This is a genomic window from Thalassospira profundimaris (assembly GCF_003326795.1).
Taxonomy (GTDB): Bacteria; Pseudomonadota; Alphaproteobacteria; order Rhodospirillales; family Thalassospiraceae; genus Thalassospira; species Thalassospira profundimaris_C.
Genome location: NZ_JPWI01000002.1, coordinates 327,943 through 342,074, shown reverse-complemented (window position 1 = coordinate 342,074; position 14,132 = coordinate 327,943). Strand labels below are relative to the sequence as shown.

The following is a 14,132-nucleotide window of genomic DNA, read 5'->3' as shown; positions in this document are numbered from 1 at the left end:
CATTGCAGGTACGGCACGGGTGCCGACAAATGGCACCCGCTACAATCGGGAGGACTACGTAATGACGAAACGCCTGCTTATGGCGAGCATTGCGCTTGCCATATCCGGAACCGCCCATGCGCAAGCACCAGCACCGGATAACCTCGAAAAGCTGTCGAACTTTCAATCTACCGGAACCACGGAATTCACCCTTATCGAACAGGGTGGCGATTACGCCGAGGGCATCAAAAAGACACTTGAACGCATCAAACTGCCCGACGGCTTCAAGATCGGGCTTTATGCCGTTGTGCCCGATGCCCGTCATATCGCGGTCGGGCCGCAGGGTGTTGTGACCTTTGTCGGCACCCGCAAGGACAAGGTCTGGTCGGTAACGGACCGCAACAAGGACCGTGTCGCCGATGAGGTCAAGGACTTTGCCCCGTCCCTGCGCTTTGCTATTCCCAATGGTCCCTGCTTCTCGCCCGACGGAATGCTTTATATCGCCGAACAGAACCGGGTTCTGACCTTCCCGGCGGCAGAGTTTTTCTATGAAAGCCCGGACGTTGCGGCATTCAATGTCGTCAAACAGGGTGATCTGATCCCGCCATCCGAGGAAAGCTATAACCACACCGCACGCGTCTGCAAAATCGGCCCGGATGGCAAGCTTTACATCTCGCTGGGCCAACCGTTTAACGTTGCGCCGGAAAACAAACTTGAGCTGTATCGCAAGCACGGTATTGGCGGCATCATTCGCATCAATACGGATGGCTCGGACCGCGAAGTCTATACCTACGGGGTGCGCAACTCTGTCGGTCATGATTTCCATCCAGAAACCGGTGAGCTGTGGTGGACCGATAACCAGGTCGACGGGATGGGCGATGACATCCCGCCCGGTGAAATCAACCACCAGACCGCAGCCGGTCAGCATTTCGGGCATCCCTGGTATGGCGGCGGCGACGTTCGCACCAATGAATATGCCGGACAGGAAGTCCCCTATGACGTGGTGATGCCTGCGGTCGAAACCGTGGCCCATGCCGCCGATCTTGGCATGACCTTCTATACTGGCAAGATGTTCCCGGAAAAATACAGGAACGCCATCTTCTCGGCCCAGCACGGATCATGGAATCGCACGACACCGGTCGGCGCACGCGTGATGGTGACCTTCATTGATGCCGACGGCAATGCCGCCATCGAACCGTTTGCCGAAGGCTGGATCGACGAGAATGGCGAATATCTTGGCCGTCCGGTTGACGTTGCCCAGCTGCGTGACGGTTCGATCATTGTTTCTGATGATCTGGCCGGCGCACTTTATCGCATCTGGTATGAGGGCAACTGATGCGAATTTTCCGGATTGCACTTCTCGGCGGGCTTTTGCCCGCCGGGACCTTGTTCGCACAAGACGCCACCAATCTTGAAGACGGGCGCAAGGTCGCTGGTATGTGTCGCACCTGTCACGGACTGGATGGCAAGGCCCGCATTCCGATTGCACCACATATTGGCGGTGAGCCGGTCGATTACCTGATCTCTCAGCTTCGAGCCTTCAAAACCGGCGCACGTGAACATGAAATGATGACTGTTGTAGCAAGCGGGCTGTCAGACGAACAGATCACCAAGGTCGCCACATGGTTCAACCATTTCACCATCGAGGCCACCTTGCCCACTGGCAAAACCGAAGATGACGCACCACAATTATGTGTTGGCTGTCACGGGGCAAATGGCATTTCCGAATTAAAGGATGCCCCCAATCTGGCCGGTGAAACCAATATCTATATTGAAACCCAGCTTAAGGCATTCCGCACAGGAAAACGCACTCATGACATCATGTCCCCGATTGCCCGGGACCTGACAGAAACCGAAATGCAGGAAGCTTCTGACTGGTACAGCAAGATCACGATTGCGATTACAGACCCGACGAAGAAATGAGCATCAGCTTTCCGGACGCAAAGCGGCTGAAACATCAAGCCCGACGGTCAGAACCGCAAGGGTCTGACCACTGTCCGGATCAAGGATCGGCACCGTAATTTGCGACAAAAAAGCACGGGTTGATGCATCAAATCTGATGTCATCAATCAGGGCATGATCGCGATTGATGTTTTGTGCCATCTGATATTGCGGCTCGTCAGACTGGTCAAAATCCGACGTCAGACGGTTCATCCCGATGGTCTGACCATAGACATCGAACACAAATGCCTCGGCAACCTGACCGCCACTTGTAAGCTGAAAGTTTCGCAAGAATTCCGATAATTGATTCCCCAGTACCGCACGGGCCTTCATGCTGGGTTCACCAAGACGCGCCATGGTTGTCCATTCTTCATCGACCAGACGGCGCTGATCAGCAGGCATCCTGTTTCTTTCCATTACCGCGCGCACATTTCGGATCAGGTCTGGCGACCGCGCCAATTGCCGAACAGCAGGTAAATGCACCCGTTCAATTGCGTCCCGTTCCCAAGGTTCAAGACGCATAGGATTGGTTTCACAAAATTCCAGAACCGTATTCAGTCGATCAATCAGATCGGGAAACTTCGCCACATAGCGCTTTGAGAAATAGACAACAAGCGGCGCATACCGTTCAAACTGAACCAGAAACTGTTCGGCACCGATGCCCAGCTCGTTGCGAGCGATCTCGAAACTGTGTTTATCAATCAAGGCATAGTCAACACGCCCCGCAGCAACCTGCCCGACCAGCGATGCAATCGACGGCACGCGCACCAGATCAGTATAGCCTTCCTCGCTGAGCCATTCGGCCTCGTTGGACCCCAGTATCGCACCGATTGTTGCCACACCATCGGGTTTTGGCACTTTGACATTGCTCGCTTCAACCGCCCGTCGGGACGGCGACACCCACACCCATTTTTCAAGTGCCAGCGGGTTTGACGCCACCGCATATTCATCCATGAACTGGCTGATCCGGGCCAGGAAAAATCCGTCTGCCTGCGCATTACGGACCAGTTCGCGGTTGCGCTGGCGCGGAGCAACGGCAAGACCGTATCCGACACCAATACGTTCAAACGCACAATTAAGCACTGAAACAGAATATCCACCCAGCGTCCCGTTATGAAGTTCCTGATAGGGCGGATGAAGATTGGTTTGCAGGATCAGGAAGTTCTCAATGCCATCATCGTCAGCTTGAGAAACTTCGTCCGACACTGATCCCCCACCTGTTGCAGACACAGGTGAAACAGGGACCAACATCGAAATTGCAATCAAGCCCGCAGCCTGCGCAAACCGGTCAGTGTTGCGCAACAAACCATTTATGGCCTTGGTGATCTTTTTTGTTATTCCAGCACGGCATAGTACGGTCATGAAAAACCTGCAAAAACACGTGGCGGAGTGGCATTGATATTGGGCCTGCTTTCAGAACTTGCAAGACTGCTCTGACAGTTCGTCGAAGGACGGCATTTTCTAAAAGCTATTCATCCCCTGTGAAGAATTCAGGCGCGATACGTTTGACCGCTGGCCCGTCGCTTCGCCATCCGTGACAGGTATTGATCAACGGCATGCGACGACGTGGCGTTTCTTCGGATGATGTCTGTTCGGCTTTTCTTGCCACCAGGGATTCACGTGCAAGGATCGGGAAAACAGTTTGAAAAGCTGTTGTCGCAACCGGCCCCATCAGTTCGTTCAGATGTGTACAGCCATGTACACCGCCGACCCGTTCGCGGATCTGCTTACGTAGCCCCGGCCCCAGTTTAAGACCAACCAGTTTTTCGTAGTTTGGCGCAATGGCATCACAGCCATTGAACGGCGCATAATCGGTGACCGCCTCGACCGCACGTATCACCAGATCGTTGCCGATGGTAACCCGTATCCACATTTCATGAACCGGCTCACCGGCTGGTATTTCGCCACGATCATCGTTGGTGAAGGCATATGTCTTGATATCAGTGATGTGACCTTCTATGTCCCACAGATCGTCTTTGCGACGGAAACCCTGACAGGTCACGGTGCGGGTATGAATATGTTCACGATCAACGGGGCGGGACAATGGCATGGGAAATCTCTCCTTTACGTAAACGTAAGGACATTCCCCTATGCGCTGTCAAGTATCAAAGCACGCCATTCAAATGTAGCGGCCACCTCACCCGCCTGATATTCGCGCCGAAACCCTGCATTTTCAAAGCCACGATTGTTCCGGTTACAGCCAATACCCGAACGATCAACAAGGATCAGGCAACTCCGTAGTCAGACCCGAAAATGAACTTTTCACGTTCACGAACATCTTCTTCGAGTTGAGCCTTGACCACATTAAACAGATCGCGGATCGACACCATGCCAATGACGGTATCCCCGTCAACCACCGGAAGATGGCGATAACGCCGCGCACTCATCAGATCCAGCGCATCCATTGCCGAATCATTTGGCGCAAGCGTATCGGGGTCGGCGGTCATCACCTTGGACAAAGGGACTGTTGCTGCGTCCAGCCCCTGGGCGACGACGCGGTTCACAAGGTCGCGTTCAGTAAAAATACCCGCAAGTCTTGCCGAATTATCAACGATGATCACGGCACCGATCTTGCGTTCGGACATCAGGTTCACGGCATCCATTACGGAATCAGCGGGATTAAGCGTTGCGAGGGATTGCTCCTTGACCACACCTGGTACGATTTTCGTATCCATTTATTTCTCTCTGCAGATTGCTGTTGCCACATGCCCAAACCCGACTGGATCATCTGGTTCTATGCTGCAAATCATTGCAATACATAGGGGCCCTTATCTGCAAGTGGCCCTGCAATCCTTTGGGTCAAGACCTTGAAACAAGATTTTAACCCATAAGTGGAGAAACCTGAAACTGTTTACGCGAATAAGGTTTAGCTAACGTAACCTGATCAAGAAACCGTATGTGCCGCTATTCGTGAGAATCCCCGGCAAGATCGGTAACTTCATTCATCCGGACACGGGTGATCTGATTGCGGATACGGCGCAATATTTCGAACTCGAACCCGTGGAACCGGAATTGCTGCCCGACATCAGGAATACGACGGGTTTCATACAAAAGCAGACCTGCAACAGTGGCAGCTTCCTCGTCAGGCAGGCGCCAGCCAAACCGGCGGTTCAGGTCACGAATGGTGACATCCCCCCGGACAATGACCGATCCATCGGCCTGTGGCTGCACGCCAACCACTTCGACGTCGGTTTCATCAGCAATATCACCGACGATTTCTTCGAGAATATCCTCAAGCGAAACCACGCCTTCGAACGCACCATATTCGTCAACGACAATGGCAAAATGCTCATGCCGTTCCTTGAATGCCTTGAGCTGATCGGCAAGGGTGGTTGAATCCGGGATAAACCATGGTTCGGCGCTGAGTGCACGAACATCGGCGGCATTGGCCGGTTTGGCCCCGCGTACAATTGCCTTGAGCACTTCACGGGCATGGAGAACACCGACGATATTGTCGGGATCTTCTTCATAGATCGGAATACGGGTGTGCGGACTTGCCAGTACCGTATCAAGAATTTCTTCCATCGGGCGGGTAATATCGATCATCTGCACCTTGCGGCGGTGAACCATGATTTCCCAGACCCCGACATCCTCAAGATCAAGAACCCCATGCAACATGGTCCGTTCGGCGTGATGATTACCGACAACAACATCATCGGCATGAAGCTCAATCGCCCCGCGCAATTCGCGTTCACTATCCAGTCCGGGTCCCTCACCACTGCCAAACAGCCGCAAGGTTGCCTGCACGATGACCTGAATGCTCTGGGTGACCGGGGCAAAGATGACGACGAGAATGCTCATCGGGCGCGCGACACGCAACGCCATGGTATCGGCATGTTGCAGCGCGTATGTCTTTGGCAGAATTTCCGAGAAGATCAGAACAAGTGCGGTCATCACCGCCGTTGCGTAAACAACGCCATTTTCCCCGAACAGCTCGATCATCACCGATGTCGCAAGGGCCGAGGCCAGAATGTTGACCATATTGTTGCCCAGCAAGATCGCACCAAGCAACCGTTCCTGATACTGGCGCAGCCTGTTAACGATCCCGGCCCGCTGGTCGCCATCCTGTTCCTTGTGATGCATCACCGGACGCGACGCAGCCGTCAGCGCGGTTTCCGAGCCAGAAAAGAATGCCGACAACATCAGCAGGAAAAAAATCACGATAATCGTGATTGTCATTCAGGGAAGTCTCCAAAGAGTGATCGCAACAGGATTACTTTGTCCTGTGTTCACCTATAAGGTCAATTGGCGTTAAACAAGTTAACGACATCACAAATCATAAAACCCGCTTTGAATACCCGCCACACGGTCATTACTGGTTCCGGGCATCCAAGCGCAAACGATCAGTCAGCCCCGGCAGGATCGCGTGACGGCAGCCCGCATCTTTTCAACATCCATTGCCTTGGATGTAAATGCCTTGCCGATACCGCGCGTCATGACAAAGGTAATCTCGCCATCGCGGACTTTTTTATCACGTGACATATGGCCGATCACCTTGTCGATATCCCAGTGCATGCCACTGACTTCCGATGCACTTACCGGAAGACCAACCGATTTCAGATGCGCAACAATACGGTCTTTTTCGCCGGCGGGTGCCATTCCCATGGCACCACAGACATCATGGGCAATGACCATACCCATTGCGACGGCTTCGCCGTGCAAAAGTTTCTCGCCGTACCCGGTTTCCGCTTCAAAAGCATGACCAAAGGTATGACCAAGATTAAGCAGCGCACGCTTGCCGCCTTCGCGTTCGTCTTCCGAGACGATACGTGCCTTGGCCGCACAGCTTTTGATAACAGCCTGACGCCGCTCCGCACCATCTTCGGCCAGAACCGCCTGCCCGTTTTCTTCAAGCCAGTCAAAGAATTCCGGGTCATCAATCAGGCCGTATTTGACGACCTCGGCATAGCCAGAACGCAATTCGCGCGCAGGCAGGGTATCAAGAACCGCAGTATCGGCCAAAACCAGACGCGGCTGATGAAACGCCCCGACAAGGTTCTTGCCCGATTTCGAATTGATCCCGGTTTTTCCGCCGACAGAACTGTCAACCTGCGACAGAAGTGTCGTTGGAATCTGCACGAAATCAAGACCACGCAAAAGTGATGCTGCGACATAACCAGCCAGGTCACCGACAACACCACCACCCAGTGCGATAATCAGGGTAGACCGTTCAATCCCCATTGCCAGTATCTGTTCGACAACATCTTCGAACACGGCAAAGCTTTTGGATTTTTCACCCGACGGCACGATCACTTCGCGATGGGCGATATCGGCACCATCAAGGGAGTTCAGAACCGTTGAAAGATGATGCTTGGCAACAACGGCATCACTGATCACGACAACACCGGCCTTTTTGACGAACGGTGCAATATATTTGGCGGTATCAGCCAAAAGGTTGCTGCCAACAAGGATGTCATAGCTGCGCGCGCCAAGCTCGACGCGAAGGGTGTCGTGATTGCTCACTCTGTCAGGTTCCTGTCTTGATGAGGTGACCGTCGTCATCAAAGGATTGCGCCAGCAATTCGAGAACGGCATCCCGCGTTGCTTCCTTTGAAGATTCATCACAGTCGAAAATAATGTCTGCCCCCGCATAGACCGGGTAACGCGTTTCGATCAGGTCGGCCAGGATCTGGCGCGGATCGCCGTTATTGAGCAACGGACGATGGGTACGCCCGCTCGTACGGTGCAACAGCAATTCCAGATCGGCGCGCAGCCAGACGGATACGGATTTTTCAAGAATAAGCTCGCGGGTGCGTTCACGAATAAACGCGCCGCCCCCCGTCGCCAATACAATCGGTTCGCCTTCAAGCAACCGGGCTATTACACGTTCCTCACCATCGCGAAATGCCTCTTCGCCATACAGCTTGAAGATATCGGCAATCGAGCAGCCAGCGGCTTCTTCGATTTCGCGGTCGGCATCGACAAAATCCAGTTTCAGTTCCTTGGCAACCATACGGCCGATGCAGCTTTTTCCAGCGCCCATAAGCCCGATGAAAACCAGGGTCCGGCCCTTAAGACCGTTCCGGATTTTGGCGATCACGTCTTCGTGCAAACCCGACTCGGCAATGTTGCTGTCCATGTTCGGTTTGCAGTCCTGTAGTTCATTCGGTTGATATACAAATTACCCAATTCTTTAGGGCAGCTGAGCCACGAACGCAAGCAAACCGCACATCATCGGCGACAAAAACCTGCACATATTTGCCAATCCCGGTCACATGAAACATTCCGACAACCTGATTTGACTAATCACGTTGCGGCGTTGGGTATTAACCCTCTGTGAGGAACAGCATCCTATACTGCCTTGAAGTTGCCGGATTGAAATGTCATCCACCGCCTTTGATCATGCCAAAACGCGGCATCATCAGGGTGGGGGCACCAGACTTGCTAGAAGCGCAAATGGTCGTTTGCAACAAATGACCAGACCATGGGGTTTCCGTTTCTTGCATCTTTGGTTTTCGTGGCCATACTGGTAGCTGCGTCATTTGCTTAAACGCTTCGAAGTCTGGATTAAAATGAGAATCTTATCGCGCATCATCTTGTTGCTGGTCATCGCCGTCATTGTTGGCGGTGCGACGTTCCTTGTGACCTGGGATATCCCGGCACCGACCACCCAAATCGAAGAAACCATTCCGAATTCGAGGTTCAACTGAGATGACGTTGCGTTCCCGCCTGCTGATACAGACCTGTTTACTGGCAATGATGACGGGAACGGGCGCGATCGCCGTTCCTGCCAATGCACAGACATCGGCACCTGTACCGCTGTTTTTAAAACAGGAAGCAGAACGGGATGCAGAACAGCGATCTTCTGACTCAAATACGGCCCCCGACAGCACCGGCGGCACGTTGTCACAGGGCGGATTTGGCGGCACAACCACCACTCCTTCGCAGTTCCCCTCTGATCCGAATGCGGTTCAGTCGCTGTCTCTTGGCGCAGTCGATGCCGAGGCTGTCGGAACCATTGACCGGTCGCGTGGCGGGCTGGGCATTGATATGTGGAATGGCACGACCCGTAAATCCGCAGCCCAGCTGATTTCGGAATTACCAGCCACACCAGCCACTCATGCGGCACGCGACCTTCAGGTTCGTTTGCTGCTTTCAGCCGCTGCCTTGCCGCAGGACTCACAGGATATCAGTCTCCTTGATGCCCGCGTGGCCAAGCTGATCAATATGGGGGCGCTCGACGAGGCGATCGGACTGGTCCGTGCAGCCCCGCAAGGATCCCGTGGCGAATTGCTTGCCGAGGCCGAAGTGAATGCACTTTTGATCGGCGCACGGATGGATGAAGCCTGTGCCGCAGTTGAAAGTTACGGCGCAAGCTATGATCAGTTGTTCTGGCTAAAGGCCGCTGCCATGTGTGCCTTCTATGCCAACGATCCGACAGCCGCGGCATTTTCGGTTGATCTGGTCCGTGAAATGGACGGCGAAAAGGATGCAACCTTCTTTGGTCTGGCCAGCGCCATTCGCAGCGGGACGGCCATTAAATCCGAACCTCTTGCCCAATTGCGCCCGATTGACATCGCTCTTCTGGCCATTGCCAAACAATCGATCCCGACCAGCCAGCTTGAATCAGATAATGCTGCGGCAATTATTGGCATCACCAATGCAAATGCCACCGCAACCGATATTCGCCTTGAAGCCGCGCGCAAGGCTGAGAAGCTTGGGCTGATTGATGCTGAAAAACTTGCCGGGATTTATGGCTCGGTAAACTTCGAGCCGTCCGCACTTGAAAATGCGCTTGATGATGGTGCCGAGGCCATTCAGGCCCGCCAATATGCCAAACTGTATCAGGCCGCCGCACAAAGTGATGTGCCTGCTGCGCGCGCCGAAATTCTGGCGGCCCTGTTTGAAGCAGCCCAGATCGAAGGCGATTTCATGCAGGCAGCGCGCCTGAGTGCGCCACTACTTGCCGATATTCCGGTCAATGGCGATTTTTCGTGGTTTGCGGTTGATGCCCTTAAGGGGGCGCTTGCTGCAAACAGTCTTGAGCGCGCCGAAAACTGGCTTCAGGTCGCCAAGAACGCATCGAATTCCGGCAATGATATAGCCTCGCGGCTGAGCCTTCTTTACCCGATTCTTGCCATTGCCGGTCTCGAAGAAACCGGTGCGGCAAAGCCGGTCAATCAGGTTGCGAACGCAACCGATAGCATGGGCATGACATCTCCGGGACTTGCCCCGCAGATGCCGACGCAAAGTTTTGGTCTGGGTGGTGCGATCACGCCGAATACAAATAACGGCATGGCATCGGCGACCGTCATGCCCAATTCGACATCCCCCGAAGACATCCAGAAGGCCACCGATCAGGCGGCCGCCATTGCACGTCATCGCGCCCGTATGACCGAGTGGCAGGAAATGCAGGCTGCGCGCGGTGATCAGGCCGCAGCAAAACGCTATGCAGAACTGACCTTTGCCTTGTTTGAAGGGTTCGGAATCGAAGTTCCCGCCGGTCTTTGGGACAGTCTTTTGACAGCACCCTATGCCGAGGATCGCCTGACGATCAGCAGTGCGGTTGCCCATAACATGATGGCGTCCGCAGCTGCCCGCCAAAAAGCCAGAACCGTTGCCATGGCCATTCAGGCCCAGCAGATAGCAAATGCGGATAATGCCGATCCCAAGGCACTGGCAGATACGGTTGCAGCACTTGAGATGATAGGCCTTCACGATGATGCGCAGCATCTTGCGACTGAACTGTTGCTGTCATTTGATCAGTAATGGAACCGGGCAATGGCCAAGGCACTGACAAGCTCGCTGATATCGGCTTTTCTTGAAATGATGGCCGCCGAGCGCGGGGCAAGTGCCCACACGCTTGATGCCTATCGCCGTGACCTTGAAGATTATGTGGCGTCGCTCCTTGCGGGGAAATCCGGTCCGGTCGATGCCACCGAAAAGGACCTTCGTCGCTATATGGCCGAGTTGGGTGCGGCGGGTCTTGCGCCACGCACGCAGGCCCGACGCCTTTCAGCCCTGCGACAGTTTCACAAGTTTCTTTATTCCGACGGGTATCGCAATGACGACCCGTCGTCGAATATCGACAGCCCGCAACAGGGACAGACACTTCCCAAGTTCCTGTCGATTGACGAAATTGACCGTCTGATCACAACCGCTGCCAATCATCCTGGCATCAAGGGCAAACGCCTGCTTGCCATGGTCGAGTTGATGTATGCCACCGGCATGCGTGTGTCCGAACTGGTCGAACTGCCCTATGCCGCTGCGGCTCGCGATCCGCAAATGCTGATCGTACGAGGTAAAGGCAGCAAGGAACGGCTTGTCCCCCTGTCTGATCCGGCCCGTGATGCGCTTCGCGATTACCTTGATGTCCGCGATGCATTCATTCCCTCTGACAAATCAGACGGGCACGCTGATCGCCCCGGGCAATCCTCATACTTATTCCCGTCACGCGGTAAAACCGGCCATCTGACACGCCAGATGTTTCTGAAAATGATCAAGGATCTGGCGATTGAGTCAGGCATCGCACCATCGCGCGTATCGCCCCATGTGCTCCGCCATTCCTTTGCCAGTCACCTTCTGGCCAATGGTGCGGATTTGCGCAGCTTACAGAAAATGCTGGGCCATTCCGATATTTCGACGACACAGATTTATACCCATGTTCTCGAGTCTCGCCTGCGCGGGCTGGTACAGGAACATCACCCGCTTGCGCGGATGGCCGGACACGGATCCTGACCACAGAATAATCAGATTTGTCTAATACCCCCGCATAGGTAAAAGTCGATAATTTGACATAAAAACGGACTTTTTCTGCGGATGTCATATATTCGTAATCTAACTGTCATCAAGTTGTTGTCGAACCTGAGCTACCAGCAAGATCGTAAATAATAGTTTCTCCTTATATCCGGGATTTCAGGCCATTTTTGAAGATCGGGGAACTGCATTGGCGTTTGATGCAGAAGATGAATTGATAGCGGACCGACCCGTAAGCAAACCAGTCATGCTGCGGAACTGGCAGCAGGTCGTTGAAAAGGTCGACTTCGCATTCCAGCCCATTGTCAGCCCGCATACAGGCCATATTTTCGGCTACGAAGCGCTTTTGCGCCGCTGGGAGGATGCCGGTTTCACCTCCATTCAGGCCCTGTTTGATACCGCCTGGGATACAGGCAACCTGCATAGCGTCGATATGCTGCTGCGCGCCAAGGCAATTGAAAAATTCGCCCGGATGCCGGACGCAAAACGTCTGAAGCTGTTTTACAATTTCGACAATCGCGTTGTGAAGACCGAGGATTACCAGCCCGGTCAGACGGCAGCCCTTCTGGCCGATGCCGGGCTTGAGCGCGATACCATCTTTCTTGAGATTTCCGAACGTCACGACATCAGCAATGCAGACTATCTCAAGGACATTCTGGTGCGGTACCGCAGTCAGGGGTTCAAGATCGCCATTGATGATTATGGCAGTGGCTTTGCCCAGTTGCGCGCCCTTTATGAATGCGAACCTGACATCATCAAGATCGACCGGTTCTTTATTGATGGCATTGACCGCGACCGCCGCAAGGAACTGTTCGTCACCCAAATCACCGCCTTTGCCCACATGATCGCCGCCCAGGTGGTCGCCGAAGGTGTCGAAACCCGCGAGGAATTCCTGTGTTGCCGCCGGTTGGGATGCGATCTGGTACAGGGCTTTTTCATTGCCCGCCCGTCCATCGAGTTGCCGGAGCGGACCGACCTTGTTCAGGTTGCCGCCGACATTGCGGCTGATACCCGTCGGCAGTCGGATCGTGATGATGACGTAGTTCGATCCTACCTGCTTGATACCCCGGCCATTCCAAGTGATATCAACCCGGTCGATATCCTGACCTACTTTCAGCAGAACCCCGACATCACACTCGTTCCCGTCGTTAATCCGGATGGCGAGCCGATGGGCGTCGTTCGCGATTCCGAATTCAAGGCATTCATTTACACGCCATTCGGACGTGAATTGCTGCAAAACCCGGCAAACCGCGCCAATATCAAACGGTTCCTGCGCAGATGCCCGGTTGCAGACATTCGTACCAGTCTTTCGGAACTGCTTGAAACCTTTGTCGCGACCAATGCACTTGATGGCGTAATCCTGACCGAAAACGGACGCTATCTTGGTGTGCTTGATCAAAGTGCGCTGCTGCGCGCGGTCAATGAACGCAACACGTTAAATGCGCGCGATGAAAACCCGCTGACCCGATTACCCGGAAACAGCGCGATTTATCGATATGCCGCACATGCCTTATCCCAACCGCGCAAACGTCGATTTGCCGTCTATTTTGACTTTGATAATTTCAAGCCGTTCAATGATCGCTACGGGTTTCGGCAAGGTGACCGTGCAATTCTTCTTTTCAAGGATATTCTGGGCAAGGCGCTGAGCCAGAATGACTGGTTTGTCGGCCATATCGGCGGCGATGATTTCTTTGCCTATGTCCAGTCGGTTGATTTCGAAGTGGCCGTCGAAGCCGTGCAGCGCGCACAGGCCATGTTCGATGCACAGATCAAAAGTTTCTATGATCAGGAAACCCGTGATCGCGGCTATCTGATCGGCAAGGGTCGCGATAACCAGGTTACCAAATTCGATCTGATGAGCGTCAGTGCCGCCCTTGTCCGCATCCCGCCCGAACGAACCGATATCACCCTTGATCATATTTCGGTCGAAGCTGCCAAGCTCAAGGCGATTGCCAAAAACAGCATAAACCGTTTTGCCAGCGGACTTTATGATGCGCCCTGTGCGCCGCTTCCGATCAGTGGAAAATAAGTTTGCACCGGGATACGAAAACAAGTTTCTCGCAACCGCAAATTAACGCTTCAAATTATAGAATTGCTGGGTAATATTCCGACCAAAGACCAGAACAGCAACGATCTTTCACGAGCATTCTACAACGATGGTAAGCGTTTCCTCATCGTCCGATATTAAAACGGCAATCCCCGTTCGCCCGGCAAGTCCGATTGCGCAACGTCAGCAATCCGAACAGGAAATTCAACAACAAAACCAGTCTGTTGAACGGACCAGCCGCGTCTCCTTGACGACGGATCAGGAAATTGAACGTGCTGTTCAGGCCTTTCAGCGTGATCGCAACGAACAGCAGCGATTCGTCAAGGAAGGCACACAAGAAACCATTCTGGAAAACTATATCGACCAGTATGACCCGTCAGGCTACGGGCAGACCGGTACGACGAATTCTGCCAGTGCAAATAACGCCGCCGGTCGTGGTCAATATATCAACATCATTGTCTGATCCGGA

At 53.8% G+C, this 14,132-nt stretch carries 13 protein-coding genes; 7 read left to right on the top strand and 6 right to left on the bottom strand.

Annotated features, from left to right (window positions below; genetic code table 11):
• The first annotated feature begins 61 nt into the window (after positions 1-61).
• Together TH30_RS05950 and TH30_RS05945 are read left to right on the top strand one after the other, a co-directional pair.
• Positions 62-1,315: a PQQ-dependent sugar dehydrogenase gene (locus TH30_RS05950; protein ID WP_114097151.1), complete on the top strand. Its 1,254-nt coding sequence runs from the start codon at positions 62-64 to the stop codon at positions 1,313-1,315.
• Complete coding sequence (locus TH30_RS05945) at positions 1,315-1,902, top strand: c-type cytochrome (protein ID WP_114097150.1); 588 nt, start codon at positions 1,315-1,317, stop codon at positions 1,900-1,902. The genes TH30_RS05950 and TH30_RS05945 overlap by 1 nt, the downstream gene beginning before the upstream one ends.
• Positions 1,903-1,905: 3 nt before the next feature.
• On the opposite strand, the gene TH30_RS05940 is transcribed toward TH30_RS05945, so the two are convergent.
• The 6 genes from TH30_RS05940 to TH30_RS05915 form a co-directional block, all read right to left on the bottom strand.
• Positions 1,906-3,126: a type 2 periplasmic-binding domain-containing protein gene (locus tag TH30_RS05940; protein WP_147251941.1), complete on the bottom strand. Its 1,221-nt coding sequence runs from the start codon at positions 3,124-3,126 to the stop codon at positions 1,906-1,908.
• Positions 3,127-3,388: 262 nt separating this feature from the next.
• Positions 3,389-3,970 (bottom strand): DUF2889 domain-containing protein, encoded by a 582-nt coding sequence (locus tag TH30_RS05935; protein ID WP_114097148.1) that lies wholly within the window; start codon positions 3,968-3,970, stop codon positions 3,389-3,391.
• Between the two features lie 175 nt (positions 3,971-4,145).
• Positions 4,146-4,595, bottom strand: coding sequence for a CBS domain-containing protein (locus tag TH30_RS05930; protein ID WP_114097147.1), 450 nt, complete (start codon positions 4,593-4,595; stop codon positions 4,146-4,148).
• A 229-nt stretch (positions 4,596-4,824) separates the two neighbouring features.
• The gene (locus TH30_RS05925; protein WP_114097146.1) at positions 4,825-6,099 is read right to left on the bottom strand and encodes an HlyC/CorC family transporter; all 1,275 of its coding nucleotides are present in this window, start codon (positions 6,097-6,099) and stop codon (positions 4,825-4,827) included.
• 168 nt (positions 6,100-6,267) lie between these two features.
• Entirely contained in the window at positions 6,268-7,422 is a 1,155-nt protein-coding gene (gene aroB, locus TH30_RS05920; RefSeq protein ID WP_114097145.1) for a 3-dehydroquinate synthase, read from the bottom strand.
• The gene (locus tag TH30_RS05915; protein WP_114097144.1) at positions 7,388-7,999 is read right to left on the bottom strand and encodes a shikimate kinase; all 612 of its coding nucleotides are present in this window, start codon (positions 7,997-7,999) and stop codon (positions 7,388-7,390) included. Before TH30_RS05915 ends, aroB begins: the two co-directional genes overlap by 35 nt.
• A gap of 433 nt (positions 8,000-8,432) precedes the next feature.
• On the opposite strand from TH30_RS05915, the gene TH30_RS22070 reads away from it, so the two are divergent.
• The 5 genes from TH30_RS22070 (at position 8,433) to TH30_RS05895 (ending at position 14,126) form a co-directional block, all read left to right on the top strand.
• The gene (locus tag TH30_RS22070; RefSeq protein ID WP_170310220.1) at positions 8,433-8,570 is read left to right on the top strand and encodes a hypothetical protein; all 138 of its coding nucleotides are present in this window, start codon (positions 8,433-8,435) and stop codon (positions 8,568-8,570) included.
• A gap of 1 nt (position 8,571) precedes the next feature.
• Positions 8,572-10,629, top strand: coding sequence for an antifreeze glycopeptide (locus TH30_RS05910; protein ID WP_114097143.1), 2,058 nt, complete (start codon positions 8,572-8,574; stop codon positions 10,627-10,629).
• 12 nt (positions 10,630-10,641) lie between these two features.
• On the top strand, positions 10,642-11,598 hold the full coding sequence (xerD, locus tag TH30_RS05905) for a site-specific tyrosine recombinase XerD (RefSeq protein WP_114097142.1): 957 nt from the start codon (positions 10,642-10,644) through the stop codon (positions 11,596-11,598).
• A gap of 265 nt (positions 11,599-11,863) precedes the next feature.
• The gene (locus tag TH30_RS05900; RefSeq protein WP_258548624.1) at positions 11,864-13,645 is read left to right on the top strand and encodes a GGDEF domain-containing protein; all 1,782 of its coding nucleotides are present in this window, start codon (positions 11,864-11,866) and stop codon (positions 13,643-13,645) included.
• 127 nt (positions 13,646-13,772) lie between these two features.
• Positions 13,773-14,126, top strand: coding sequence for a hypothetical protein (locus TH30_RS05895; RefSeq protein WP_114097140.1), 354 nt, complete (start codon positions 13,773-13,775; stop codon positions 14,124-14,126).
• Positions 14,127-14,132 lie beyond the last annotated feature (6 nt).